Here is a 24,278-nt window from a genome sequence, read left to right as displayed (position 1 = left end):
AAAGAAAACCTCAATCTTTCTACCTTTTAATAAAGTTAAGTTAACTAAACTATAAGGCGTAGTGACTTTCCCGTCAAGCGAGTAGGCAATTACAAAACAATTGTAAAAAAACGGAACTTTTTTCTGGTGGAATCGTATAGTGAGATAAGAGGTGAACAAGATGAACAAACACCAGCGTTTGAAAGAAATGATTACAGGCAACCGAAAATGGCTTCTTGTACGACTTGGTTTTGCGATCCCAGTGGGCGTATTGCTCTTCTTCTTTTTACAAACCGAGACACGGTCAATCTTGTACGGCAGTTTGATGATTGCATCGTTGCTGATATACGGCGTGATGATTGGACGAGAAAATCGATTCATGAGCAGTTTCACAGACCACATTCGAGCGAAGCAGGTCATCCATATCCAATATGTGTTCGACTACATGATGGTCGTCTTTATCTGTTTGTTTTTCCCGTTGCTCATGAAGCTCGAAACAATCAGTTGGGTCCCATTCTTCATCTTCTCCTTTACAGCGTTAGCGCTGGTGATTGTCGAGCGGTTACTTGATGAGAAAGTAAAGCGGATTGATCCCCAACAACCGAGGCGTCGCGACGTCAAACGGGAAAGCTTTTAAGGGGGGATTTAATGACCAAGCAACAACGCATCAATCTGATATATAAAACGAATATAAAGACGGTCGTTCTTCAAAGTCTGCTCACGTTTCCAATGGTGTTTTGTCTCGTCGGATTGATTCAATCGGATTCATGGAATGGTTGGTACGTGGCCGGCGTACTCGTCTGTCTGTTGCTATTAGGTGGAATCTTCTTCAAGGCGAACCGACTCGAGACCGAGTTGACCGAGCAAGAGGAAGCCAAAACGATGATCGTCCGTCGGAACGGATTCGTCTTTGCGCTGTTCGTCCTGTTCCTTTTGTCGTTTGCCCTGACGCTTAAGCTAGGGTGGACATACGCGTGGATATTAGGTGTAGCGGTCGGTGTCATCTATGTCGGGTATCGTTTGATCCGAAAGCAAGACGAGCGGTTGATGAACATCGATCCGGAGCATCCGATGCTTCGTGAGATACGGCTCGACAACGTCAGAGACTGAGGAGGGATGAGATGGATCGAGAAGCCCGGACTGAGGCATTGTTACAAATCTACACGACGTATCGTCGTTTCATGATTGGAAGCAGTGTCGTCATCTTTGTGAGCGCGCTTTATTTCATGATGCACACGACGTATTCTGGCATGATTGCGGTGGCCAGTCTTGTGCCGACACTGTTTTTCGAATGGAAACAGACCGTCCTGTATCTTCGGTTCAATGACGACTGGACATATCGGCGTCTCGTGAAAGGACAATTCTTTATCTTGGTAGCTACCTTCCTCACGTTGTTCAGTCTCATCACCCTGTTTTTGACGGGGCAGATTCATCCGGACGTGTTAATGTGGGCGATGGTCATCGGGGCACCACCGTCTGTGTTGTTGCCGCTGTGGATGGATCGAAAACTGCTCAAACTCGACCCGGAACACGTCACGTCAAACATGCTGGCTAAAGCCAATCGTGAGAAGCTGAAGCGTCGACTTGACAGAATCAATGATTAGAAAAGGAATGGAATCGTATGACGAAACAACAACGGATTGACGAAATGAACCGATACCGTGAGCAAAAGAAGCGGCGGCGAGACATGCTATTCGCTCCTGTCCCTGGACTATTGTTTGTCACGTTGCTCGCGGATCAAATTTGGTGGGTTGGCTTAGTGTTGATGGGTTTGTTCGCCAGCGGTTCAATCGTATATTTGCTGAAAGAAGGAGAGGCGTTCGCTCGTCTATCGGATGAAAACGGCGCACGAGTGGCGACGCGGAATGTCTATCGGATTTTAAGCAGATGGTACGCCTTTATCGTCGGTAGTGTGGCGAGTTATAAACTGATGGCCCCTTTGTGGACTTGGGTTCTCATCATTGGGGTTGCCGTCCTGCTATCCCTTCTGTATAAACGCTTCAATGAAACTGTCCAAAGCGCGGATACAGCTCAACCGGTCCGCTCTGAATTGGCAACGGCGAATGGGTTGAAATGAACATGCTGACGAAACAAGAACGAATCGAGCGATTATTCGCGCATGAGGATGCGACGTGGCACTGGCGCTACTGGGGACTTTTCTTCAGCTTAATCGCTGTCGCGTTCATCTCGTATCAGACATCGATTTACTTACCGCTCATCCTATTTGCAGTGTATTTGCCGCAATTATGTGTCGCGTGGTGCAAGACGAAAGTGTTGCTGACATTTAATTCGGATTCTCGCTATCGACGTTGGATTTACAGTGATTTCATCGTCGAATGGTTCATTTTTTTGCTGTTTATCTGTCTGCTCGCTGCCCATCACACCGACCTTCTCACGGTTTGGCCACTCCTGGTCATGTTGGGGACTGGGACGATTGGCGGGTTACTGTTTTCATACATGGTCAACCGAATCGTTCTGACATTTGATCAACATCACGTCACGAATCGGATGTTCGACGAAGCGAAAACGGAGCGCCGTACACACCAAAAGACGAGTTCCTGATAGTCGGAACTCGTCTTTTTCACATTTCAGGACATCGGTCCTTTATGCTAAAGTGTGTGAGGAGTAAGCTTAACACGTACACAGTATATAGAGAGAATCGAGGAAGAGACTATATTAGCCATTGTGATTGGACTCGTCATCGGCATTTTGTTGCCGATACAGACGAGCGCGAACTCCCGGCTGCGTTCGATTCTCGGGTCACCGTTCGTCGCATCGTTTCTGTCGTTCGCCGTGGGGCTAACGTTTTTATCAATTACGTTACTCCTCACCGGTCAGTCATTCGGTATCGACTCATCGCTTTTTCGTACCGAACCGCTCTGGATCTGGTCGGGCGGTTTGTTTGGGGTCATCTTTTTAACGGGGAACATCCTCTTGTTCCCGAGGCTCGGCAGCGTCCAGACCGTCATCATGCCGATTTTCGGACAGATTTTGATGGGACTCTTGATTGACCACTTCGGCTGGTTCCATTCAACCGTCAACGTCCTCACGCCGTGGCGTGTACTCGGGGCTTTGTTCGTGTTGCTTGGGGTCGTCGGGACGGTCGCGCTCACGGACTGGATTAACCGTCGTCGCGGCAAACTCGTCGTCTCGTTACAGACAGGAAGCAAAAATTTGAACGCTTGGCGCCTCGTCGGGATTGCGACCGGGATGATGAGCGCGACACAGACTGCCATCAACGGCTATTTAGGAACAGTGCTCGAATCGGCCTTGAAAGGGGCGCTCGTCTCGTTTGTCGTCGGAATCGTTCTGTTGTTGTTCATTTTAGTCTTGATACGCCCGAGCGTCGAATGGCGCGGGCTACGCGGTCAGCCGTGGTGGATTTGGCTCGGCGGTATCATCGGGGCACTGTTCATCGGCGGGAACGTCTTAATCGTGCCGATGGTCGGCACTGGCATCGCCGTCGTCATCGTCATTGTCGGCTTGCTGTGTGGGAGCCTGCTCATCGACCGCTTCGGTTGGTTTGGTGCCGCCAAGAACCCGGTCACTGGGATTCAACTCGTCAGTTTACTCGTCATGGTCATCGGGATCATGCTAATCCGTTTATCGTAAGGGAGGAAAGACAACATGCGCGGAGTACTGTTCGCCATCAGTGGCGGCTTCTTTTTGACGCTACAGAGCGTCGCCAACGCTCGCATCAGTTCAAGTATCGGGACGTGGCAAGCTGCGACGTTGACGCAATTGACAGGTTTCCTTGTCGCGCTCATGATCATGCTTCTCGTCCGCGACCGAACATACGTCCACATGCGTCGCGTCGAGCCGCTCTATTTGTCAGGCGGTGCGTTCGCCGCGTTCATCTTGTTCAGCAATATGACGGCCGTGCATGAGCTCGGCGTTACCCTCACCATCTCATTGTTCTTGATTGCCCAGCTTGCCCTCGCGCTCGTCATCGACTGGCGCGGTTGGTTCGGGATGTTGCGCCGGGACTTGAACCGGACGCAACTGCTCGGAGTCGTGATGATGATTGTCGGGATTCTCGTATTGAAAGGATGACGTACGATGGAACAGATTGACCGTTACATGAAGCAATATGGACTAAATGAGGTGCTCCCTTTAGCCGTCCGTCCCCATCTCAAACTCGTCCGTTACGCACCGGGAGAGGCGATTTGTATCCAAGGCGCTGAGGCCGAGCAGCTCCACTTTCTAGTCAGTGGAAAGATTCGGGTGGCCCACACGTCGGCGGCCGGGAAACGGCTCGTCTTGTCGTTCAAACATCCGCTCGACTTGATTGGCGACATCGAATACGTTCGCCGCACGCCGTTCTTGAACACGGTCGAGGCGGTCACGCCGGTCGAGATGCTCGTCGTTCGTTTCGAAGATGTCGCGCGTCACGCCCAAGACGACGTGACGTGGCTGCATTATCTGCTTGAAGGAATCACGAAGAAGTTCGAGATGAAGTCGCAGTCGATGAGTTTCAACTTGTTCTATCCGGTCGATGTGCGACTCGCGAGTTATCTATTGTCGATGACACCGGAAGAGACGACGCTCGGGTCGACCGTCGATGAGTTGACCGACATCGCCGACTTGATTGGGACGAGCTATCGCCACGTCAACCGGACGCTCAAGCGGTTCGTCGAGCAGGGATTGATTGAACGGGATCGTCGATCGATTGCAATCATGGATCGCTCCGGGTTGATTGCCGTTGCTGGGGAGAGTATTTATGAATGAGGAGGACACAGCATGGCACTTGGAATGATGCTCGCGGTCATGGGCGGCATGCTCGTCTGTGTGCAAAATACGTTTAACGCCAAAGTGAAAGAACAGGTCGGTGCGTGGGCGACGACGACGCTCGTGCTCGCCCTCGGCTTCTTGGCGTCACTGCTCGTCGGATTGATTAGTGAAGGATTGGGTCTGTTCACTGTCACGGGGATGGAGACGTGGTACTGGTTCAGCGGCATCATCGGGGTCGGTGTCGTCATGAGCGTGACGCAAGGCGTCCAACAGCTCGGGCCGAGCCACGCCATCTCGATCGTCATGGTGTCGCAAATCTTGTTCGCGCTCCTATGGGACACGCTCGGCTGGTTCGGTCTCGAAGCGATCCCGCTCACGTGGAAGACAGCGCTTGGCATCGTGTTGATCGTCGGCGGGGTACTGTTGTTTCAGTTGAGTGGGAAGAAAGAGACGGCCCACCAAAAAGCAAAGCAAGTCGTCTAAAAGGATTTTCGACAAGTTGAACAAGTTTGCCCGTGTTCCTGCCGTTTGACGATGGTTTGGCAATGCGGGCATTTTATTGTGAGCGAGGTCTGGGCCTGAACGGGGGAGCGGTCCCTAAACGATGATGGGTAGATGGTATAAGAACGGGTCACAATGCAGCCGACGATGCCGAGTAGGATAGCTAAAATGAGAATATCCATCGAAATACCTCCTAATTATTGGTATGCTACTCCTATGTACGGTAAACGGTCCGAATTGGTTTCAAGGAGGAACAAATGATGATGACACGAGAAGAACGAATCGAGCAGTTACAGAAGCGCCCGAAAAAAGGTGTATTTAATTTGTTATGGGCAACCACGGCTGGACTAGGACTGGGGTGGTGGATTTATACCAATGCATCATTGCCAATGCTTGCAGTCTTCTCCTTTTTGATGATGACGGCTGTCCCGCTCAGTTTTGTCACGTGGCAGAAGACACGTACACTTTTGACATTCAATGAGCATCGCTCCTACCAACGATTGATTCAGGCGAAAGGCGTCATCGTGATTGCGATGTTATGGGGTATGCTTGGTCTGATGTTTGGGTATGTATCCGGATACTTCGCATTGCCGGTATTCAGTGGACTGTCGGCGATGTTGATTGCAGGCATGTTAGTGGTTGAGACATGGCTTGATACCCGCTTGCTTCGGATCGATCATGAGCATGTCGCGGATAGCTTGCTTGGCTTTACGAAACGGGAGCGCTTGAAGCAGAAATGGGAAAATGAATGATGGTTGAGCATAAAAGTCGCTTGCTTCAATTGATGCGGTTTGAACAAGTCTCGATTCGTTTATTCGGTCTCCTGGTCGCCATCATCATCTTGATCTCGTTTTATCTCCATAGTCGTTACACTTTAACGAACATGCAAGTGTTCGCAGCCTTTTTGGTCATTTACGCATCACTGATCTTATGGGGCTGGTTGCGGATGAAGCTATTGCTTCGCTTTAGTTCGGATGAGCTGTATCGCCGATATGTTCGAATCAACTTTCTAATCATTTTCATGACGGTCATCGGGCTCGCTATATTTATTTGGGGTACAGTCATTCAAAATTTTCAACACGTCACGTATTCATTGTTTGGTACGCTAATCGTCTTGCCTTGTCTTTATTTTGAATGGTGGGTGAATGAGCGACTCAAAAAGATTGACCCAGCGCATGTGACGAATCAAGATATTCGCCAATACAGACGATTGAAGAAAGCAGGGAACTAATGATCATTTGGAACGATACACCGGACGACCCAAATCGGTTGCCCACATTAACGGAAGAAGTGTTGAAGGAAGTGGAGACGCGGCTCGGGGTGAAGCTGCCGGACGATTATCTCGATGCGCTTCGCACTCAAAACGGAGGTTATATCGAGCAACGGGACTTGCCGATCATCTGGAACGGACAAGAGGACATCGCCCTCGTCGATTCGATTTCGGGGGTCGGGTTACATAATGGGTTAATTGAATCGAAAGCCTTGTTAACCGAATGGGGTGTCGAGGACGAGCGCTTGATTGCCTTCGCCGGTGACGGACATTTTTTTCTCGCGTTCGATTATCGTGAAGGAACGACGCCTAAGATTGCCTATATCGATACGGATACGGAAGAGATCGATGTCTTGTTCGATTCGTTCAGTCAATTTAGTGAAGCGCTCATGACGGTTGATTTTGAGCCGTTCACCGGACTCGCTGAAGGTGAAATGTTGATCGATTATGCTCGACGCCAACTATATAGCGCAGATAAGCTTGAAAAGGCGCAGGGTGCAAACACGTGGTTGAATGGAGTCGACATGCTTGGCGCAGATGAGCTTGTCGCGGAATTACTGACGTGGATGAAAGATGAGACACTCCAAGTCACGGCAATCAATACAATCCAACATTTGATTCTTATGCGGAATCTTCAAGATGACGTATCACTCGAAGCCTTTTTTGAGGCACTCCGGCAGAACGACGACTCGTTCAGTAAACAAAGTTACGAGGAGACAAAATATATCGTCGAGCATGACATTCCGTTCGAGTGAAACTTTTCTTCGATTCTTTCGTAAAAGAAGGTAATGAGGTTTGATAAGGGGGATTGGATGGTTGATCATACCGTAAGGCTAGAACGGATGCTTGAGAACGACCAGAAGCGACAAAAACATACGTGGTATCCGATGCTCGGCTTCCTAGCACTATTCATCGTGTATTTTTGGGTGACAGACGTCCTCTTGCTGTTGCCAATCATCTTGGTTGGACAGCTACCTGTGCTGTATAAAGGGTGGCATCGGATGAAGGTGTTGCTCACCTTCAACGACGATGCTCGCTACCAACAAAAAGTACGGTCCGAGTTTGGCTTGTCCGTCGGGAACATCGTGTTTCTTTTATTGTTGATTGCTAGCTCGATGCTCGGGTGGATCACGCTACTCACGCTCGTCATCGTCGTTATCGTCGGTCTGATCACGTTCTTGACGCTTGGGATTCGCATCGACCGTGAGTTGAAAACGATTGACCCGGAGCATGTGACCGCGACGGAGCTCGGCAAGGCGCAACTCGAGCGCGAAAAACGAAAGTCATCATGATGGGAGTACCTAACTATGGTTAATAAACATGAACGGCTGAAACAAATGGTCGAGAACGACCGAAAGGTGAACCGGACGGCGCTCTTGCTCACGTTCGCAATTTTAGGGATCGCCTTTTACTTCATCTTTACGCAAGACATCACCCTCGCGACATTCGCCATCATCATCATGGCGACGCAATTGCCGAGCCTCTATCGGGCGTGGCACCGCATGAAGTTGCTGCTCACCTTCAATGACGACGCGCGCTATCAAAAGTTCGTGCGACTCGAGTTTGGCATCGTGCTCGCGAACGTCCTCTTGCTTGGGATCTTCATCGCCATCGTTTGGGCGATTGAAGGGTCACTCGTCGTCTTCGCGATCATGTTACTCGCTTTGTTCATCCCATTCATCTTCTTGTCAGTATGGGTGAACCGGAAAATCGAGTTGATTGACCCGGAGCACGTGACGAACCATGAGCTGCGGACGGCGCATCGCGATGAAGCGAAACGTCAGCTCAAATAAGGAGGAAGACGATGGATCTACGAGTGTTTGACATGCTCTGGTCGCTTGGAACCTTTGCTGTCATGTTAGGCGGAGTCATTCTTGTATTGAAGCTGATTATCGGAAAATCGAGTTCAGGCAACTAAAAGAAGCATCTGACGTCGTGTCAGATGCTTCTTCTTATGAAAACATGCCCACCAATATCCCGCAGATGACCATGCCAATCGTATAGAATTTGAAGCGGTGTCGTTCCCAAAATGAGTCGGTCATCGATTCACCGCCACATCATTCATCGTTCCTTCGACCATCGCGACGAACGCCTCGTCCGGATCGGTCGTCTCGGAGGCGCGCAACCAGTCTTGGAAGTCGCCTTCGTATAACACACGTCCCGCGTGGATGAAGATGACATGTGCGTCAAATTGTGAGAGGTCATGTAGCTGATGCGTCGAGATGAGGCACGTCCGTCCGTCTTGGACGAGACGGTGCAACCGCCGCATGATGTGGATCCGCGATGCCGGGTCGACCCCGCTCGTCGGTTCGTCGAATAGATAGAGGGAGCGCTTGACCGAAGCGAGCAACGTCACGAACAACCACTTCCGCTCCCCGACAGACATTTTCCCGAGTTTCATCTTCCATAAGTGTTCGAACAGCTCTTGCTCTCGAGAGGTCGAGAGTCCGTTCACATACGACTCGAGTTTTTTGAAATCGGGACGTTTGGACAACCGTCCGATAAAGTAGGCGAGGTCTTTTCCGATCAGTTCGTTGTAGTATAGAATGTTTTGCGTCAAATAGAGCATGTCGGTCGAGGGGACGAGCGACAGCGACGTATGATCGACCGGGAGTGCGCCGGTCATGCAGTCGAATAGCGTCGTCTTCCCGGCACCGTTCAAGCCGATTAAGACGTTGATCTTATTAGGGTGAAGCGTGAACGAGACGTCGTCGAGCACGGGACGTTTGGCTTTCGGATAACAATATGACAACTGTTGAATGTGCATAAGTTCCTCCTAGCGTGTGATGAGTGAGACGAGACTGAAGCGTTTCAACGCAATCGCACCGATGATGAAGTAACCGAGTACGGAAAGGAATGTCGCCCATACTCCAAACGAGAGTTCGACTTGAGTCGTCAGGTGCAGCAATCCGAGCGCGAATTCATGGAGCGCGTAGAACGGGTTGAGGAAGCTGAACCATTGATAAGGTGAGTTGATTGCCAATAAAAAGAGCGGAAACATCAGAATGTTCGCGAACGTCCCGAGACTCGATACTTTCACTGGAAGTGCCGTGATGGCGACACTAGCAACCGCGAACGGGATACTCCCAATCAATACGAGTAGAGACGTTGCAATCAACTTGAACGAGAAGAACCCGTGTACGAGTGTGACGACCGTTGTGAATAAAAGCAGGCTGATGGAGGCGAATAATAGCTGTGCTAAGATGACGGCGATGACATACGTCAGTTTGTTCCCGGAAATCATCACGTACGTTTTCATCAGTCCATATTCGCGCATGCGAGCGAGTTCTATACCGACACCGTTCACATATGTAGCAAGAATAATATACACCCAGAAATAAGAGAGTCCTGGGTAGTATTCCGCTGTCGTCGCTTGGCGGATATCTGAAAACGACTGCGTCAAGGCGATAATGAGTGGGATCCCGAGTGTCCAGATGAATGGAATCTTATCGGTGACGACGACTTTTGCGTACATAAAGAAAAAACTCGTAATTTGATGCATGGCTTCCTCCCGATATGTTGTCAGTGTTCTATACCTTTATGCAGTATACGGAAAGGAATTGTAAAAAGTTTCAAGTTTGAGGCGGATGCAAAAAAAGAGCTCCCATTCAGTCGTATGAATGAGAACTCTTCCCTTATTCAGCTCATGACGACCCCGTCACGCTTCGCGATCTTATCACTCACTTGCTGGCCGCTCAATGTCACCATCGGCATGCCGCCCCCGGGATTGACCGTGCCGCCGACGAAGTAGAGGTTGTCGTACAGCTCGCTCTGCTTCTTGTGCTTGAAGCCGCCGTTCTGTTTCTTATCAGCGACGGTCCCATAAATCGCGCCCCGGTCCGAGCCGTACGTGCGCTCGATATCATGCGGCGTCCAGACGTCGCGCGTCACCGTATGTTCCCGCAGGCCGTCCAAGCCCATCCGCTCGAGCTTATCGAGGACTCGCTCTTCGAATGCGGCGTACTGTTCAGGAGTAAACGGCTCGTCTTGGATGTACGGGATGTGCGGCAAAATTTTGATGTTCTCGTGCCCGGCCGGTGCTTGTGTCGGGTCGGTCTTATTGACGTTCACCAAGTAAATCGTCGGGTCGTCCGGCAACTGATGCTGCTCGAAAATCTTGTCCATCTGTTCATGCAAGTTCTCCGAGAAGAAGAAGTTGTGGTGGCCGAGCGCCGGGTACTCTTTGTTCACCCCGAGGTGGAGCACGAAACCAGAACTGGCCGGCTCATATTTTTCAACGAGCTTGTCGACGAATTGTTCATCCGCCTCGACCATCTTTTGATAGAACGGGATGACTTCCATGTTGGAGACGAAATAGTCGGCCGAACGGAGCCGTCCGTCCTCGAGTTCAATCGCCGTCAGTTGACCGTTCAACGTATGCGCCCGGACGACGCCTTGACCGGTATGGAGCTTCACACCGGTCTCTTCCGCGAGACGTGTCAATCCTTCAGCGAGTTTGTGCGTGCCGCCTTCGACGTACCAGCAGCCTTGCGCGTGCTGCATGTAAATCATCATGTTGAGGACGGCCGGCGCGCTGTACGGGGATGAGCCGACATATTTCACGTAATACGACAGCATCGTCCGCAAATGTGGGTTGCTGATTCGTTTGGCAATCCCGTCGTACATCGTCGACGTCAAATCGAAGCCGAACAACGTCGAGAAAAGACCGTTCTTGGCGACCGCTTCGCGCGGCGATTCGAACCCTTCTTTCAAGTATGCCTTCTCCGTCGTGTTGTAAATCCGCTCGGCATATCTTAACAGTTCGCGATACTCATGCATGTCTTTTCGCGACAGCGTCGGGTTGGCGCGCTCCATCTTGTCCAAATCATGATAGAGATCGAGCACCGTGCCGTCAGGGAAGAACGAACGCCACTCGAGGTCGAGCCGTTTGATTGGTACATAGTCTTCCATCCGTTTGCCGCTGCCCGCGAACAGCTTCTCGAAAATCTGCGGCATCGTTAAAATCGAGGGACCGAGATCGAAGCCGAACCCATCCTGTTCGAGCCGATTCACTTTCCCGCCGATATGATCGTTCTTTTCATATAAGGAGACATCATATCCTTTTTGCGCAAGTGAGATGGCTGCTGAAATTCCCCCGAGCCCTCCACCAATCACAATCACAGACTTGTTCACGTTTTGCATAGACGAGCCGCCCTTCTTTCGCCAGTTAATTTTTATGAACCGAAGACATTCTTCTCCGTATACATACCCATTTGAGAAGTATTTTATCCAAATATTAACGTACAGGAGGGAACGGTAAAAGTTTCAATGTGCACGGAGGCCACCTGCGACGAGCGGCCCTTCGAACGTGATCGTATAGATGATGCGGGCAATGTCCTCGGCCGTGTCGGGACGGTCGCTATAGAGCCATTCGTAAATGACACCCATATGGGCCGATGAGATGTAAGACACTAAATAATCGGCCGGCACGAGCGCCTTCGTCGCGTCGAATAAGACCGTCGGGGAACGATGGAACAGCGCCGCATGCATGTACGACCGGAGCCGGGCTTGAAACTGAGGGTCGCCGTTCGGTCCAAGGAGTGGTTTCATCAAAATCTTATTGTCTTCGATGAAACGGATGAACGGGACGAGCAGCTCATGAGCGGCCGGTCCGCGCTGGTCACCGAAGACGCGCGGAATCTGTTTGACCAGTTTGCGTTCGGCCTCGTGAAAAATCACTTCAATCAACTTCTCCATCAAGTCGAATTTATCCACATAATGACTATAAAACGTCCCGCGATTGATGCCGGCCCGTTCGGTGATGGCTTTCACCGTGACGGACTCGAACCCATGCTCGTCAATCAAGTCTAAAAAAGCCGTCTTGATCAATTGTTTCGTTCGTATGATGCGCAAATCAACATGTCCCATCTGAAATTTTCTCCTTTATCCAACACATGATTGGAAACTGTCTGATAACCGACACGCTGGCCGATCTTGCCGATTGTTGGGCTGTCGACGGGGGCCTATACTGAGTCTATAAACCAACACGGTGTCTATTAGTCAAGTGTACATGAATCGAGCATCGAAAAGGAGAATCGTTATGGATATTCAACTGAACGACATCAGTAAATCGTTCGGTGACCAATTGGCCATCGACCACGTCGGCTTTACCATCAACTCAGGGGACATCTGTTGCCTGCTCGGTCCGTCCGGTTCGGGGAAGACGACGCTCATCCGGCTGATGATCGGCGCTTTAGCCGCAGATAAAGGTTCGGTTCGAATCGGGGAGACGGTCATGCCGAACATGCACATGCTCCACAACATCGGCTTCATGCCGCAAAACGACGGGCTGTACGATGACTTATCGGCCGAGGCGAACTTGGAGTTTTTTGGCTCGATTTATAAGCTCGGCAAGACGACATTGCAGCAACGCATCAAGGAAGTGCTCACGCTCGTCGATTTGACGGACGACCGCAAAAAACTCGTCCGAAATTTCTCGGGCGGGATGAAAAAACGGCTGTCGCTCGCGATCGCCATCCTCCATCAACCGGACGTCTTGTTTTTAGACGAGCCGACGGTCGGGATCGATCCGATTTTACGCCGTCAGATTTGGAGTCAGTTCCAGATGATTCGTGAGAGCGGGACGACCATCATCGTCTCGACGCACGTCATGGATGAGGTGCTCGAGTGTGACCGGGCCGCGCTCATCTATAACGGACGCTTGATCGCTTACGACACCGTGCCGCATCTGTTAGACCAAACGGAGAACGGTCGCGTCGAGGAACTGTTCCTCATCGCTGGTCGTGAAGGAGGGACGGATCATGCGTAACTTGGCGAAGCGCGTCATCTTTCAGACGCTCAACGATAAACGGAGTGTCGCCTTGATTTTGATCGCACCGCTCCTCATTTTGACACTCGTTTACTTTCTCCTCGGGGACTCGGATTACGTGCCGGTCGTCGTGCTCGATGACAACGCGCAAACGCAACTCGTCGAAGCGTTTGAAGCCGAGACGCTCGATGTCAGGTTGGACACGGTCGACGGCCCGTTCGATTATTTGGAAGACAATAAAGACGTCGATGCGATTTTTGAAGCGACGCAGGAAGGAACGACGATCACACTCCGGGAACCGTCGACGAAATCTTCGAAGGCGGTACGGGAGATTCAAGCGGCGTTGTCGGCATTGAATCCGGCGGCTGATATCGAGATGAACTATGTATATGGGGAAGAAGGACAATCGACGTTCGACTCGTTCGGCTATGTGTTCTTGTCACTGTTCTCGTTCTTCTTCGTCTTCATCCTGTCCGCGATGGCGCTCGTCAAAGAGCGGAGCGGTGGCACGCTCGAACGTCTCCTGATGACACCGATCAAACGTGGACAGGTCATCTTAGGGTATACGCTCGGCTACGGCGTATTTGCGGTCGTTCAGTCCGTCCTCATCGTTCTGTATACGATTTACGTGCTCGGTCTGACCTCGCTCGGCAATATCGGCTGGGTATTTCTCGTGATGATTTTAATGGCGGGGACGGCTGTCTTGTTCGGTGCGACGATTTCAGTGTTCGCTCGTTCTGAGCTTCAAGTAGTCCAAATGATCCCGTTCACGATCATTCCGCAAGTGTTTTTTTCAGGGTTAATCCCGCTCGACTTGATTCCATACGGACTTGGCAACTTGAGCTATATCATGCCGATCTTTTACGGGGCGACCGCGATTAAAGAAGTGATGGTGTACGGCAGCGGCTTCTCTGGCATCTGGGTCTACGTTCTCGGTTTGGTTGTCTATGCCGGGGTACTCTACTTGCTCAACATGCGAGCGCTCGGGAAGTATCGGGGGCATTGAGTCATAAAGCGAGCACCCAATCTTGGAACTGTTTAAATGCTGGTATCTGTCCGGCAAAGCGAATTACGATGAACCAGGCCCCGGTGTAAAGAAAAGCCGAGATGGCGTTATAGAGCGCATACGTCCGAAACTTGAGCGATGTGAAACCGGCCACGTAATGGAGGGGATGGCGCAAGCCGGGAATGAAATAAGAGATGAGGACAATCCGTGACCCATATTTCTCATAGAGTGACTGCGCCCGATTCAAATAACGGGAATTACGCGTAGAAGATGGAATCACGTGATGCAGGCCGCGACCGACAAGATAAAACCAGCTGAACGCGAGCGTGAAGACGACCCACGTCGTGAAGAAGAGCGCCCAACCAGAAGGCGTGACGGTCAGATGGGTAATCATTAATACGTCGTCTGATAGTGGGGTAAACATGATGCCGACGGCGAGCATCACGTATTGCGTCAATAATTCCATATTCGTTCACTCCTTACCTTTGTCTAGTATCCCCTGACAAACGTAAGGAGTTTTTAGCGTCATCTTAAGAAATCTTAAGAAGTCCCACAGAAATCGTTGTCATCCCCGCGCTGTACTCATAATCAATAGACAGGTGGACTGAACAGAATCAGAAAAAAGATGCTACGCTAGGTTTGACCGAGACGACTGATGAGGTCGTTCATAAACATACGTGTAACGCGTATTCAGGCAAGGAAGAAGAACATGCGGTCACAACCAACCATTTTGATTGCGGATGACGACGAGGCCATTCGCGAGCTGCTCGCAATTTATTAAAAAATGAAGGATATGTACTTCGGTTTGCGAAGACGGGCCAAGAAGTGCTCGACGTCGTCGCGCATGAACCGATCGACTTGCTCGTTTTAGACTGGATGATGCCCATCATGGACGGCATTTCCGCATGTATCGAAATTCGGAAGACACAGTTCATGCCGATTTTGATGCTAACGGCTAAAACGAGTGACTTGGATTTGATGCAAGGGATTTCTTTCGGAGCGGATGATTATATGAAAAAGCCGTTCAATCCGCTCGAAGTGACGCTTCGGGTCAAGTCGTTGCTCCGACGCTACCGTGACTATGGGGCACATCAAGCGACCCAGTCTGGAAAACTCATGTTTCAAGAGTTGACGCTCGATGTGCAGACGAGACAATGTCAAAAAGGCGAGACGCTGATTCGTCTCACGCCGAAAGAATTTGATATTCTTGCCTATTTCATGCGACATCCGAATCAAGTGCTGACGGTCGAACAGATTTATGAGGCCGTGTGGGGCGAAGATGCGTTGGAGGTCGATAATACGGTGATGGTGCATATCACTAAAATTCGAGAAAAGATTGAAGACACACCACGAAAACCGTCGTATATCAAGACGGTTTGGGGCGCGGGTTACCGGTTATTAGACAGCGACAGTGGGACCGATTACTCGTCAAGTTGATTGGAATCATCTTAATCAATGCACTCATCGCGACGATCGCGTTTTTAATTATGGGCTACTCGATCAGTATGTATTATATTCAAAATGAAACCACGCCGGAACCATTGACGTCCAATCTGGCATTTCTGAGCGTGACGTTTATTACGATTATCATTTTTGTGATCGGTTTTTCATTGATGATGCGAACCACGCTACGAAAAATCACATATTTATCAGATGAGATTAAACAGATTGCGAACGGGGATCTTGATCGAACCGTGGACTTGAAAGGCCAGGACGAACTTGCATCCCTCGCAAGGAATGTCACGCAAATGTCCGCTCAATTAAAAGAATTGTTTGAGCGGGAACGGGCCCATGAAGAGGAACGAAATCAGCTGTTCTCGAACCTGTCCCACGACTTACGGACACCGCTGACGAGTATTCGCGGCTATCTGCAATTGCTTGAAAGCGAACGCGTCATGACGGACGTCGAACGGAGTCATTTCAATGTGTTGAATGAGAAAACGGCACAACTCGAACGATTGCTCGATCAGTTGATGGACGTGAACCGGTTGTATTCGTCACAAGTGACGCTCTCGAAACAGCGAATGAACATCAGTCTGTTGACGACACAGCTCGTCCACGAGATGGGTCCATTGTTTGAAGAGGCAGGCTATCGTGTGTCGGTCAATGTACAGCCTGACTTATACGTCGAAGCTGATCAAGACCAACTGATTCGCGTCTTTCAGAACTTGATGTCGAACGCATTGAAATATGCGGCACCGGATGGACTGATTGAACTGAAACTCGTTGAACGAGACGAGCATGTCTTATGGCGACTGTGTAATGAGACGACACCCCGGACGATTGCGTCGATTGACCATTTGTTTGACCGGACGTATCGGGTGGACGCATCACGTGGCGAGACACCAGGGGACGGGCTCGGGCTGTCGATTGCCCGTCAAATCATGATTTTACACGACGGCACGTTGACAGCGTATGCTTCAGGAGAAGACCGGATTTGTTTTGAAGCATGTTTTTTCATCAAGTGAGACTAAAATAAGCATCCGAGCATTTGCTCGGATGCTTATTAGCGTTTGAGGAGTAAAGCGATGCCCGCAACGAGAAGCGCGAGCCCGCTATACATCCGTACTTGATGGCAAGTCACTATCTTTCACCCCTGTAAGTCATTATAGTTCGTTCATTTTTTGGCGACGCGGAGTTTTGTCTGTCCCATCTCTTTATAAATAAAGAGAATCTCGTTGCCGTAATTGCCTGAAGGTTGCATCGCCCACTTGCGATGAAGGGCAGGCCATGTCGTCGCCGATCCCCGTTTTACGTAATGAAAACGCGGGTCGACGCGCGTCGAATTCAAGTTATCTTTTGAGGCATAGGCTTTCAGGTGTTGAATCTGAGCCAGCACTCCTTGATGCGGGGAACGGAAGAAATGACCTTTGACACCTTTACCGGTCGTGCCGATTCCTGAATAGTTATGCTGCTTCGGAAGCACGTCTCCGCCGTAGCGAAAGTAGCCGGTTTCTTTCAAAGCTTGTGCAAACGCGACGTCTCCGCGGACGCCTTCTTGGGCACCTAGAATGATGAACAGTTTAGCGAGTTCTTCAACCGTCGTGCCATGAAGACGCACATTCTTAGGGTTTTTCGTTTTCACGTAATCTGCCATTTGTTGCGGTTTTAATGCCGACGTTCCCATAATAGCACGATTCTCTTTCTTTGTTGCGGCTTCAACTGATATTGTAAAGGTGAAGGACGAAGTTATAATCATGAGACAGGTGATACAGCAGACAAGTATGTTTTTCATCAAGAGGCCTCCGATTCGATTCAACAAACTATACAAATAATACCATATAATAATCAGATTGGTTGCTTCATTTTCAGGAAGAGGGAATAAAATCCAATTTACATGAACAAAAAATGGGCGAATCGGTTGTCGGCTTGTCACGTTCAAGTGAAACGGCCAAAACGAAACTAGGAGGATCATAATCTATGTTTAAAGCATATCAATTTCAAATAAAACTATTGGACAGCCCGACCCCCGTATGGCGCCGCTTTATCATCCCGGCCGAGACGAACTTCAAACGACTTCATGATGCCATTCAAATCGTGATGTGGTGGGACGACTCACACTTGGCGAAGTTCGAAGATGATTTACGAAAGCCGACGCTCCGGTTCGTGTTAAACCCTGAGGAAGTGTATGAACACAAAAGTCGCCTCGCACATTTGAAGGAACAGTCAAAACTGAGTGATTTTGAAAAGGGCCTATTAGAACGCTTCAAACAAGTGACGGTTCGGGATATGAAAAACGTGAAGCTTCCGAGTGTTATCGAGTCTCATCAAACACTCTACTATACGTACGACTATGGCGAGGAGTGGCAACATCAACTAACGCTTGAACAAGTCGTCGACAACTACCCGTATCCATATCCGATGGTGACAGAGTGGGAAGGAGAGACGCCGTTTGAAGATGTCGGAGGAATGGCTGGGAATCAGATGATTCAAGACATCTTAAACGATACATCTCATCCGCAACACGAGGAGTATGTGGAAGCGTCAAAGGATGTACAACCGTATCAAGTCAATAAAATCAATTTCCTGTTACAAGAGTATGTGACAGTGAAGCGAATGAAATAAGACAGAAACAAGCCGTCCTAATCAAATAGGACGGCTTGTTGTGTTAATTCGCTTTTTTGAGCTCTTCTGCATCTTCTTTAAAGTCGAATTTCTTAACATCGACCCGTTTCACAAAGAATGCTAAGATGAGCGCCAAAATGTTCATCCCAAGAGCGACGTAGAACGAATACTGGATCCCTGACAGCAACGCTTGTTGTGTCAACGCACCCATCGCACTCTCGGTGAGTGTCGCTGGGTCGAAGCCGGTCATGAGCGATTCGGCTTCGGTCCGTGTCACCGAGTTCATGACGGTGATAAGGATGGCCGTACCGATCGCACCCGACACTTGTTGGGCAGTGTTGTTGATGGCAGTCCCGTGCGGGTTGAGATGCGTTGGCAACTGATTAAGACCGTTAGTTAAAATCGGCATCATGACCATCGACATCCCGAACATGCGGAGCGTATACGTCGTCACGATGTACGCATACGTCGAGTCGAGTTGGACGTTGGCAAGCATGTACGTTGAGATTGCGGTGATGGTGAGACCTGTGATTGAAAGCAACTTCGGTCCAAACTTATCGAACAGTTTCCCTGTGATTGGGGACATAATCCCCATGATGATGGCACCTGGTAGCAACATGAGCCCCGAGTCGAGCGGCGAGATGCCACGGACGCTTTGGACGTAGGCCGGTGTCAAAATCATCCCGGAGAACATGGCGACGGCGTTGACGATTGCGATAATCGAAGCAAGCGCGAACATCGGGTATTTGTATGCCCGTAAGTCGAGGAGCGGTTTCTCCATGTTGAGCTGACGGATGACGAAGGCGATCAACGCGACGAACCCGACGATCATCGTCGTCAAGACGATTGGGTTATCCCAGCCGTCTGAACTCGCCGAGCTGACACCGTACAAGACGCCACCAAATCCGAGCGTCGATAAGACGAGTGACAAATAGTCGAGCGATTGCTCTTTATTTTGGACCATGACGTTCTCAGCTTTCCAAATGGCGAGACCGAGACCGATGAGGGCGAGCGGGAGAATCATCTCGAACAAGACGCGCCAGTCGTAGTATTCGACGATGTAACCTGAAAGCGTAGGTCCGATCGCTGGTGCTGAAATCATGACGAGACCGAAAATCCCCATCGCCGTTCCGCGTTTTTCACGCGGGAAACTGACAAGCATGACGTTCATCAAGAGCGGTCCCATCGTCGAGGCACCGACCGCTTGAATCATCCGACCGGCGAGTAAGACACCGAAGTTCGGAGAGAAGGCGGCGATGGCCGTCCCGAGCGCAAAAATCGCCATCGACGTGATGAAGAGACCACGGTTCGAGAATCGGGTGATCAAGTAGGCCGATGCTGGAACGAGCACGCCCGTCACGAGCATGAAGCCGGTCGCGAGCCATTGGACGGTCGAGTAGTCGGCTATCTCCAAATCGACCATGATAGATGGGAGCGCGACGTTAAGTAAAGAGTTGTTCAAGAAAGCGATGAACGCCCCGACAAAGAGGACCGCGAGCATGAGATACGGCGGTTTCTTTTGGAATTCTGGTTTCATACGAATTGCTCCTTTATGTTCTGAATAGTTATATACTAGTAAGTGTCGATGTAGTGATTTTATACCCGGCGTACAAATAAATCAACCATTTTGTACTGTCGGTTCAAAATGGTATACTTAAGCCAGAAACCAGACAGAACGGAGCAATCAATATATGAAAGATAAGAAACGAAAAGTTGCTGACGTCGCGATGGCTTTGTTCATTGAGAACGGAGTGCAGCAGACGTCGGTCCAAGAAATCATCGAACGGGCCAACATCTCAAAAGGCACGTTCTATAACTACTTCGCCTCGAAGACGGACTGTGTCGCCAACATTCTCGAGAACTTGCGCTATGACGCTGGACAACGCCGCATTGAGATGCAGATGGGACGTGACAAGCGCGACAAGGACGTCTTTATCGAGCAGATTTCGATTCTCATTCAATTGAACGAGGAGCGGAACCTCCACGCCTTGTTCGAGTCGATTATGTCAGCGAATGAGCCTGAATTGAAAAAGCTCGTCCTACAACACCGCGTCTATGAGATCGAGTGGCTCGCCATGCGCCTGACGGAAATTATCGGGGAAGAGATTCGCCCGTATTCGGTCGAGTTGACAGTGCTCTTCAACGGGATGTTGCAACATATCCTGTTCACACTTCGCATCACGAACACGGCCTACTCGATTCAGCGATTGATTCGTAATTTGTACGCCTACGTCGAGTTGATGGCGGCGCGTATGGTCGACACCGGAGAACATATCTTGAACCCGGTCACTGTCGATCAAATGCGGGGGACGACGGATAAGAACCTCGTCACGAAAGATGAGTTGATTGGGATGGCGGCGCGCATCCATGAGCACGTGAAGATGACCGAGGAACAAGCCGATTTGTTCGAAGCAATCACGTACGAGCTCCATCAAGACCGGCTCCGGAAAATCGTCCTTGAACAATTGCTGAAACCGTTCCAACGTTTGTTCAAAGGTGAGACGGGAGAGACGGAAGTTCAAAAGTTCACGAACCTCGTTTGGTTATACACGCGGACACACTAACGACAAAAAGTGATTTTATCCGTTAATATAGAAGAAACACGGTACGAAAACAAATCTCAAAATATTCCACGAAAAAGAATTGATTCCTACAAATTCATGCGCTACAATCAGATTGCCGAAAGCGCTTTCGGGAAGAGGAGAATGACATGGGCACGATTTATGATTTAGCTAAAAAAACCGGCTTTTCGATTACGACGGTCTCCAAAGCGTTGAACAACTATAAGGACGTCAGCGAAAAGACGAGAGCCAAAATATTACAAGCAGCGGCTGAGATGGATTATCTGCCGAACGCACACGCACAGTCGTTATCGACGAAAAAATCGTGGGCGATCGGAGTCATGTTCTCAGAAGCGAACGAAGTCGGAATGAAACATCCATTTTTTAACGGCATCATTGAAAGTTTCCGTCACGCGACCGAGGAACACGGCTACGATTTAATCTTCGCCTCTCGAAACCTTCGCAACCGTGACATGAGTTATCTCGAACATTTCAAACATCGAGCAGTCGACGGTATCGTCGTTATTTGTTCGGACCGGATGGACGAGCAAGTGCAAGAGCTCATGCAAAGCGATATCCCGATCGTCGTGGTCGATATGGACAGCGCCAACTGTAGCGTCGTCTATTCGGACAACACGGAAGGTGCCCGCATGGCTGTGAACTACTTGTACGAGTTAGGACATCGCCATATCGCGCATATCGCCGGAGATTCGTCGATTGACGCCGGTGCGGCCCGGGTGAAAGGGTATGAGCTTGCGATGCACGCACTCGACTTACCGATTCAACCAGGTTACTTGGTCAACGCCGGGTTCTTCTCGGTCGAAGAAGGCAAGCAGGCGATGGAGAAGTTATTACAACTGCCGGCACCGCCGACAGCAGTCTTCGTCGCAGGCGATCAAATGGCCATCGGCGCGATCGAAGCCGTTCATAAACATGGCCTCCGGGTGCCAGAAGACATCTCGATCATCGGTTACGACGATATCGAGATGATCAAGTACATCACTCCGAAGCTGACAACGATTCGTCAAGATACGGACGAAATCGGGGAAGCGGCGGCCGAGCTGTTGATTGAACAGATGACGGCCAAAGAACGACGCACGGAACGACGCGTCATCCCAGTCCGCTTGATTGAACGGGCGTCATGCGCACCGATTATAAAGTAAAGAAGTCACGATGATGTTTCGAAGTCGCTTTGTTCGCTTCAGCGGAATGGAGAGGAGAGAGCGATTTCGAAAATCATTTACCTCGAATCAAAACCGCTTTCGATATTTTATTTAGTTATTTTAGAAAGCGCTTTCAATGAATTATTACCTCTTCTTGAAAACGCTTTCTAAAAACTACTTATAAAGGACGGTTCACTCATGCGAAAAAATTAGTTAGCTTACTCTCAATCGGAGCACTATCAGTCGGCGTCTTAGGCGCGTGCTCAAACGACGAAGGATCTTCAGAAGCGACAGGCGGCAAAGACGACGTACTTAAAGTTTGGTCGTTCACGGACGAGCTTAAAGAGCCAATCAAAACATACGAAGAGAAGAACGGCGTTAAGGTTGAATTGACAATCGTTCCAATCGCGAACTATCCGACAAAACTTAAGCCGGCACTTGAAAGCGGCGTTGGGGCACCGGACGTCTTCACAGGAGAAATCGCGTTCCTCAAGCAATGGGTTGACGCAGGATACTGGGAAAACCTTTCAGACGAGCCTTATAACGTCGACGATATCTCAGACGATTACATCCCTTACGTCTTCGACCTCGGGAAAGATAAAGATGGCAACGTGCGCGCGCTTTCGTGGCAAACGACACCAGGTGGCGTCTACTACAAACGTAGCTTAGCGAAAGAAGTGCTCGGTACGGACGATCCGGCTGAAATCGGCAACATGATGAGCTCGATGGACGGCGTCTTCGAAGTTGCAGAGAAGATGAAGCAAAAAGGCTACAAAATGTTCCCGGACGAAGGCGCGATTCGTTGGTTCTCACAAGGCGCGAACCCAGAAGCATGGGTAAACGACAAGAACGAACTCGTCTTGACAGAAGACAAGATCAACTACATGGACTACGCGAAGGAGCTTCGTGAGAAACAATACACGGCACTCGCTCCAGAATGGTCACCATCTTGGTTCGAAGGGATGTCGAAGCCGATCAAAGTTAAAGAAGGCGGCAAAGAGACAGAGACACAAGTCTTCTCTTACGTCCTCCCGACATGGGGTCTTCACAGCGTCTTGAAAGACAGCGCGAAATGGTACGCAGGCGTCATCGCGGACCAGAAAGCCAAACACGCGGATAGCGTCGAGGCGTAAGCTGGATCCATCCCTGCCGCTACAGGGGTGGATTTTTTGTGTGGAACCGATTCAAGCGGGGAACGTATGAAGTATGGAGAGGAGGACGGATGATGGCGTCACACCATAGAACGGATCAAGAGCGGGAACAGGGTAAGACGACCACGCTTATGATGATGTCGTTGCTGTGCTGGTTCATGTACGGTTTGCTCTATGGGTTTGTCTATTCGAATGTCCTCATGATCTTTATTGTGTTGTTCTCTTCTTTTTTAGGCGTGAGAGGACTGATGGAACGGGACAAACGGATTGAACGGGAACGGGAAATTTGTGATCTCGGTGTGGAGATTGATTCGGAAGAAGGGGAGATGTTGATGAAACGTGAATATGCGACGTACGAAGTTACAGGCTATGACGAGAAAGGAAAAATCAAGTTCATTCACTTGAAGGAAGGCGAGTTCGTCTTGCCGGTCGAGATCAAAGGCGACGACTTGACGAAAATCAAGAAGATGATGGAACTCAATCCAGGCGTGACGGTTATCATCCATGCGGCCGTCGATCAGAAACGGATGCGTCTCTTGGAAATTGACGGATATTCGTTGCGGAAGGAAGAAAAGTAATGGCAATCACGAAACTGATGTCGCGCGACGAAACGATTGATGTGACGATCGAGAGCTATGCGTATGCCTATCCTGACGCCGATGACATCCATGATGCGGCGTGGCATCGGAATTGGGTCGGGCTCCATACGCCGGACCATCGCATCACGTTCGATGACATCATGCTCGACAGTTTGCTCGTCGCACACTACATACCGGTATTCGAGTCGTTCGTTGCCGGTGACATGCAACAAGTTGAGTTCGAACCGACAGAACCGTATATCCGCTTGACGGTGACGAGACGGGACGCGGATGGGGACGAAGTGGACGTGCGAGGCCATCTGGAGCACCCGCTCGGGGACGAGGTGGAAGAACTTGATATTAACTTTGAAACCTCTGTAGCGAACGTGGAACGCTTCCTAAAAGGCTTGCGGGACATCGCAGCTGAATTTCCGATCCGGGAACGTGAGAGTGATTTGTAATAAGATGAAACAGATGAAAAAAACGCCGTGACAGTAAGTGTCA

At 50.0% G+C, this 24,278-nt stretch carries 30 protein-coding genes and 1 pseudogene; 24 read left to right on the top strand and 7 right to left on the bottom strand.

The genetic code is table 11. The features are described from left to right. The first annotated feature begins 160 nt into the window (after positions 1-160). The 14 genes from KB235_RS14725 (at position 161) to KB235_RS14660 (ending at position 8,274) form a co-directional block, all read left to right on the top strand. A complete protein-coding gene (locus KB235_RS14725; RefSeq protein ID WP_211780016.1) occupies positions 161-616 on the top strand; it encodes a hypothetical protein in 456 nt (151 codons plus the stop codon). An 11-nt stretch (positions 617-627) separates the two neighbouring features. Then, positions 628-1,089 carry a hypothetical protein gene (locus tag KB235_RS14720; protein ID WP_211780015.1) on the top strand — a complete coding sequence of 154 codons (462 nt, stop codon included), beginning with the start codon at positions 628-630 and terminating at the stop codon, positions 1,087-1,089. A gap of 11 nt (positions 1,090-1,100) precedes the next feature. After that, positions 1,101-1,583 carry a hypothetical protein gene (locus tag KB235_RS14715; protein ID WP_211780014.1) on the top strand — a complete coding sequence of 161 codons (483 nt, stop codon included), beginning with the start codon at positions 1,101-1,103 and terminating at the stop codon, positions 1,581-1,583. Between the two features lie 17 nt (positions 1,584-1,600). Beyond that, positions 1,601-2,056, top strand: a complete 456-nt coding sequence (locus KB235_RS14710) for a hypothetical protein (RefSeq protein ID WP_211780013.1) — start codon at positions 1,601-1,603, stop codon at positions 2,054-2,056. A gap of 2 nt (positions 2,057-2,058) precedes the next feature. Beyond that, positions 2,059-2,541: a hypothetical protein gene (locus KB235_RS14705; RefSeq protein ID WP_211780012.1), complete on the top strand. Its 483-nt coding sequence runs from the start codon at positions 2,059-2,061 to the stop codon at positions 2,539-2,541. A 123-nt stretch (positions 2,542-2,664) separates the two neighbouring features. Further along, on the top strand, positions 2,665-3,591 hold the full coding sequence (locus tag KB235_RS14700; RefSeq protein WP_246514264.1) for a DMT family transporter: 927 nt from the start codon (positions 2,665-2,667) through the stop codon (positions 3,589-3,591). A gap of 15 nt (positions 3,592-3,606) precedes the next feature. Continuing rightward, positions 3,607-4,032, top strand: a complete 426-nt coding sequence (locus KB235_RS14695) for a DMT family transporter (RefSeq protein ID WP_211780011.1) — start codon at positions 3,607-3,609, stop codon at positions 4,030-4,032. 6 nt (positions 4,033-4,038) lie between these two features. Further along, on the top strand, positions 4,039-4,707 hold the full coding sequence (locus tag KB235_RS14690; protein WP_211780010.1) for a Crp/Fnr family transcriptional regulator: 669 nt from the start codon (positions 4,039-4,041) through the stop codon (positions 4,705-4,707). 12 nt (positions 4,708-4,719) lie between these two features. Continuing rightward, positions 4,720-5,193 (top strand): DMT family transporter, encoded by a 474-nt coding sequence (locus KB235_RS14685; protein ID WP_211780009.1) that lies wholly within the window; start codon positions 4,720-4,722, stop codon positions 5,191-5,193. 278 nt (positions 5,194-5,471) lie between these two features. Then, positions 5,472-5,963 (top strand): hypothetical protein, encoded by a 492-nt coding sequence (locus KB235_RS14680; RefSeq protein ID WP_211780008.1) that lies wholly within the window; start codon positions 5,472-5,474, stop codon positions 5,961-5,963. Next, positions 5,963-6,442 (top strand): hypothetical protein, encoded by a 480-nt coding sequence (locus tag KB235_RS14675; protein WP_211780007.1) that lies wholly within the window; start codon positions 5,963-5,965, stop codon positions 6,440-6,442. The genes KB235_RS14680 and KB235_RS14675 overlap by 1 nt, the downstream gene beginning before the upstream one ends. Further along, entirely contained in the window at positions 6,442-7,236 is a 795-nt protein-coding gene (locus KB235_RS14670; protein WP_211780006.1) for an SMI1/KNR4 family protein, read from the top strand. Before KB235_RS14675 ends, KB235_RS14670 begins: the two co-directional genes overlap by 1 nt. A gap of 57 nt (positions 7,237-7,293) precedes the next feature. After that, a complete protein-coding gene (locus KB235_RS14665; RefSeq protein ID WP_211780005.1) occupies positions 7,294-7,773 on the top strand; it encodes a hypothetical protein in 480 nt (159 codons plus the stop codon). 15 nt (positions 7,774-7,788) lie between these two features. Further along, positions 7,789-8,274: a hypothetical protein gene (locus KB235_RS14660; RefSeq protein WP_211780004.1), complete on the top strand. Its 486-nt coding sequence runs from the start codon at positions 7,789-7,791 to the stop codon at positions 8,272-8,274. Positions 8,275-8,519: 245 nt separating this feature from the next. Here the strand turns inward: KB235_RS14660 and KB235_RS14655 are convergent, their stop codons facing one another. The 4 genes from KB235_RS14655 to KB235_RS14640 all read right to left on the bottom strand — a co-directional run bounded on the left by KB235_RS14655 (position 8,520) and on the right by KB235_RS14640 (position 12,349). Further along, complete coding sequence (locus KB235_RS14655; protein WP_211780003.1) at positions 8,520-9,248, bottom strand: AAA family ATPase; 729 nt, start codon at positions 9,246-9,248, stop codon at positions 8,520-8,522. A gap of 9 nt (positions 9,249-9,257) precedes the next feature. Further along, on the bottom strand, positions 9,258-9,983 hold the full coding sequence (locus KB235_RS14650) for a hypothetical protein (RefSeq protein WP_211780002.1): 726 nt from the start codon (positions 9,981-9,983) through the stop codon (positions 9,258-9,260). A gap of 137 nt (positions 9,984-10,120) precedes the next feature. Continuing rightward, positions 10,121-11,623: a phytoene desaturase family protein gene (locus KB235_RS14645; RefSeq protein WP_211780001.1), complete on the bottom strand. Its 1,503-nt coding sequence runs from the start codon at positions 11,621-11,623 to the stop codon at positions 10,121-10,123. A 123-nt stretch (positions 11,624-11,746) separates the two neighbouring features. Then, the gene (locus tag KB235_RS14640; RefSeq protein ID WP_114166598.1) at positions 11,747-12,349 is read right to left on the bottom strand and encodes a TetR/AcrR family transcriptional regulator; all 603 of its coding nucleotides are present in this window, start codon (positions 12,347-12,349) and stop codon (positions 11,747-11,749) included. 172 nt (positions 12,350-12,521) lie between these two features. Here KB235_RS14640 and KB235_RS14635 point away from each other — a divergent pair, with 172 nt between their 5' ends. Together KB235_RS14635 and KB235_RS14630 are read left to right on the top strand one after the other, a co-directional pair. Next, a complete protein-coding gene (locus KB235_RS14635; protein ID WP_211780000.1) occupies positions 12,522-13,250 on the top strand; it encodes an ABC transporter ATP-binding protein in 729 nt (242 codons plus the stop codon). Continuing rightward, on the top strand, positions 13,243-14,256 hold the full coding sequence (locus KB235_RS14630; protein WP_211779999.1) for an ABC transporter permease: 1,014 nt from the start codon (positions 13,243-13,245) through the stop codon (positions 14,254-14,256). Before KB235_RS14635 ends, KB235_RS14630 begins: the two co-directional genes overlap by 8 nt. A gap of 1 nt (position 14,257) precedes the next feature. On the opposite strand, the gene KB235_RS14625 is transcribed toward KB235_RS14630, so the two are convergent. Further along, positions 14,258-14,722 (bottom strand): DedA family protein, encoded by a 465-nt coding sequence (locus tag KB235_RS14625; protein ID WP_211779998.1) that lies wholly within the window; start codon positions 14,720-14,722, stop codon positions 14,258-14,260. Positions 14,723-14,965: 243 nt separating this feature from the next. On the opposite strand from KB235_RS14625, the pseudogene KB235_RS14620 reads away from it, so the two are divergent. Together KB235_RS14620 and KB235_RS14615 are read left to right on the top strand one after the other, a co-directional pair. Further along, positions 14,966-15,693: pseudogene (locus tag KB235_RS14620) on the top strand (response regulator transcription factor). Then, on the top strand, positions 15,633-16,724 hold the full coding sequence (locus KB235_RS14615; RefSeq protein WP_211779997.1) for a HAMP domain-containing sensor histidine kinase: 1,092 nt from the start codon (positions 15,633-15,635) through the stop codon (positions 16,722-16,724). Before KB235_RS14620 ends, KB235_RS14615 begins: the two are co-directional and overlap by 61 nt. 149 nt (positions 16,725-16,873) lie before the next feature. Here KB235_RS14615 and KB235_RS14610 read toward each other — a convergent pair whose 3' ends face one another. Further along, positions 16,874-17,491 carry a glucosaminidase domain-containing protein gene (locus tag KB235_RS14610; protein ID WP_211779996.1) on the bottom strand — a complete coding sequence of 206 codons (618 nt, stop codon included), beginning with the start codon at positions 17,489-17,491 and terminating at the stop codon, positions 16,874-16,876. 185 nt (positions 17,492-17,676) lie between these two features. Between KB235_RS14610 and KB235_RS14605 the strand changes: the two genes are divergently transcribed. After that, positions 17,677-18,321 (top strand): plasmid pRiA4b ORF-3 family protein, encoded by a 645-nt coding sequence (locus KB235_RS14605; RefSeq protein ID WP_034807873.1) that lies wholly within the window; start codon positions 17,677-17,679, stop codon positions 18,319-18,321. 43 nt (positions 18,322-18,364) lie between these two features. Here KB235_RS14605 and KB235_RS14600 read toward each other — a convergent pair whose 3' ends face one another. Then, the gene (locus tag KB235_RS14600) at positions 18,365-19,858 is read right to left on the bottom strand and encodes an MDR family MFS transporter (RefSeq protein ID WP_211779995.1); all 1,494 of its coding nucleotides are present in this window, start codon (positions 19,856-19,858) and stop codon (positions 18,365-18,367) included. A 154-nt stretch (positions 19,859-20,012) separates the two neighbouring features. Between KB235_RS14600 and KB235_RS14595 the strand changes: the two genes are divergently transcribed. From KB235_RS14595 to KB235_RS14575, 5 genes are all read left to right on the top strand, one after another. Continuing rightward, entirely contained in the window at positions 20,013-20,885 is an 873-nt protein-coding gene (locus KB235_RS14595; protein WP_131472853.1) for a TetR/AcrR family transcriptional regulator, read from the top strand. Between the two features lie 146 nt (positions 20,886-21,031). Then, positions 21,032-22,045: a LacI family DNA-binding transcriptional regulator gene (locus tag KB235_RS14590; protein WP_211779994.1), complete on the top strand. Its 1,014-nt coding sequence runs from the start codon at positions 21,032-21,034 to the stop codon at positions 22,043-22,045. Between the two features lie 227 nt (positions 22,046-22,272). Next, positions 22,273-23,178, top strand: coding sequence for an ABC transporter substrate-binding protein (locus tag KB235_RS14585; protein WP_246514425.1), 906 nt, complete (start codon positions 22,273-22,275; stop codon positions 23,176-23,178). Between the two features lie 92 nt (positions 23,179-23,270). Further along, entirely contained in the window at positions 23,271-23,774 is a 504-nt protein-coding gene (locus KB235_RS14580) for a hypothetical protein (RefSeq protein ID WP_211779993.1), read from the top strand. Next, positions 23,774-24,235, top strand: a complete 462-nt coding sequence (locus KB235_RS14575) for a WapI family immunity protein (protein ID WP_211779992.1) — start codon at positions 23,774-23,776, stop codon at positions 24,233-24,235. The genes KB235_RS14580 and KB235_RS14575 overlap by 1 nt, the downstream gene beginning before the upstream one ends. The last annotated feature ends 43 nt before the right edge of the window (positions 24,236-24,278 follow it).

The organism is Exiguobacterium alkaliphilum, assembly GCF_018138125.1.
In the GTDB taxonomy this organism is placed as follows: Bacteria; Bacillota; Bacilli; order Exiguobacteriales; family Exiguobacteriaceae; genus Exiguobacterium; species Exiguobacterium alkaliphilum.
This window is presented reverse-complemented; position numbering and strand designations above follow the sequence as displayed.

What these genes read in the sequence shown, in the direction of transcription:
- KB235_RS14705 (WP_211780012.1), top strand. Translation starts at nt 2,059, where the DNA reads ATGCTGACGAAACAAGAACGAATCGAGCGATTATTCGCGCATGAGGAT.
- KB235_RS14600 (WP_211779995.1), bottom strand. Translation starts at nt 19,858, where the DNA reads ATGAAACCAGAATTCCAAAAGAAACCGCCGTATCTCATGCTCGCGGTC.
- KB235_RS14610 (WP_211779996.1), bottom strand. Translation starts at nt 17,491, where the DNA reads ATGAAAAACATACTTGTCTGCTGTATCACCTGTCTCATGATTATAACT.
- KB235_RS14625 (WP_211779998.1), bottom strand. Translation starts at nt 14,722, where the DNA reads ATGGAATTATTGACGCAATACGTGATGCTCGCCGTCGGCATCATGTTT.
- KB235_RS14675 (WP_211780007.1), top strand. Translation starts at nt 5,963, where the DNA reads ATGGTTGAGCATAAAAGTCGCTTGCTTCAATTGATGCGGTTTGAACAA.
- KB235_RS14665 (WP_211780005.1), top strand. Translation starts at nt 7,294, where the DNA reads ATGGTTGATCATACCGTAAGGCTAGAACGGATGCTTGAGAACGACCAG.
- KB235_RS14575 (WP_211779992.1), top strand. Translation starts at nt 23,774, where the DNA reads ATGGCAATCACGAAACTGATGTCGCGCGACGAAACGATTGATGTGACG.
- KB235_RS14690 (WP_211780010.1), top strand. Translation starts at nt 4,039, where the DNA reads ATGGAACAGATTGACCGTTACATGAAGCAATATGGACTAAATGAGGTG.
- KB235_RS14650 (WP_211780002.1), bottom strand. Translation starts at nt 9,983, where the DNA reads ATGCATCAAATTACGAGTTTTTTCTTTATGTACGCAAAAGTCGTCGTC.
- KB235_RS14680 (WP_211780008.1), top strand. Translation starts at nt 5,472, where the DNA reads ATGATGACACGAGAAGAACGAATCGAGCAGTTACAGAAGCGCCCGAAA.
- KB235_RS14635 (WP_211780000.1), top strand. Translation starts at nt 12,522, where the DNA reads ATGGATATTCAACTGAACGACATCAGTAAATCGTTCGGTGACCAATTG.
- KB235_RS14630 (WP_211779999.1), top strand. Translation starts at nt 13,243, where the DNA reads ATGCGTAACTTGGCGAAGCGCGTCATCTTTCAGACGCTCAACGATAAA.
- KB235_RS14725 (WP_211780016.1), top strand. Translation starts at nt 161, where the DNA reads ATGAACAAACACCAGCGTTTGAAAGAAATGATTACAGGCAACCGAAAA.
- KB235_RS14590 (WP_211779994.1), top strand. Translation starts at nt 21,032, where the DNA reads ATGGGCACGATTTATGATTTAGCTAAAAAAACCGGCTTTTCGATTACG.
- KB235_RS14695 (WP_211780011.1), top strand. Translation starts at nt 3,607, where the DNA reads ATGCGCGGAGTACTGTTCGCCATCAGTGGCGGCTTCTTTTTGACGCTA.
- KB235_RS14685 (WP_211780009.1), top strand. Translation starts at nt 4,720, where the DNA reads ATGGCACTTGGAATGATGCTCGCGGTCATGGGCGGCATGCTCGTCTGT.
- KB235_RS14710 (WP_211780013.1), top strand. Translation starts at nt 1,601, where the DNA reads ATGACGAAACAACAACGGATTGACGAAATGAACCGATACCGTGAGCAA.
- KB235_RS14640 (WP_114166598.1), bottom strand. Translation starts at nt 12,349, where the DNA reads ATGGGACATGTTGATTTGCGCATCATACGAACGAAACAATTGATCAAG.
- KB235_RS14595 (WP_131472853.1), top strand. Translation starts at nt 20,013, where the DNA reads ATGAAAGATAAGAAACGAAAAGTTGCTGACGTCGCGATGGCTTTGTTC.
- KB235_RS14720 (WP_211780015.1), top strand. Translation starts at nt 628, where the DNA reads ATGACCAAGCAACAACGCATCAATCTGATATATAAAACGAATATAAAG.
- KB235_RS14580 (WP_211779993.1), top strand. Translation starts at nt 23,271, where the DNA reads ATGGCGTCACACCATAGAACGGATCAAGAGCGGGAACAGGGTAAGACG.
- KB235_RS14645 (WP_211780001.1), bottom strand. Translation starts at nt 11,623, where the DNA reads ATGCAAAACGTGAACAAGTCTGTGATTGTGATTGGTGGAGGGCTCGGG.
- KB235_RS14660 (WP_211780004.1), top strand. Translation starts at nt 7,789, where the DNA reads ATGGTTAATAAACATGAACGGCTGAAACAAATGGTCGAGAACGACCGA.
- KB235_RS14605 (WP_034807873.1), top strand. Translation starts at nt 17,677, where the DNA reads ATGTTTAAAGCATATCAATTTCAAATAAAACTATTGGACAGCCCGACC.
- KB235_RS14655 (WP_211780003.1), bottom strand. Translation starts at nt 9,248, where the DNA reads ATGCACATTCAACAGTTGTCATATTGTTATCCGAAAGCCAAACGTCCC.
- KB235_RS14715 (WP_211780014.1), top strand. Translation starts at nt 1,101, where the DNA reads ATGGATCGAGAAGCCCGGACTGAGGCATTGTTACAAATCTACACGACG.
- KB235_RS14670 (WP_211780006.1), top strand. Translation starts at nt 6,442, where the DNA reads ATGATCATTTGGAACGATACACCGGACGACCCAAATCGGTTGCCCACA.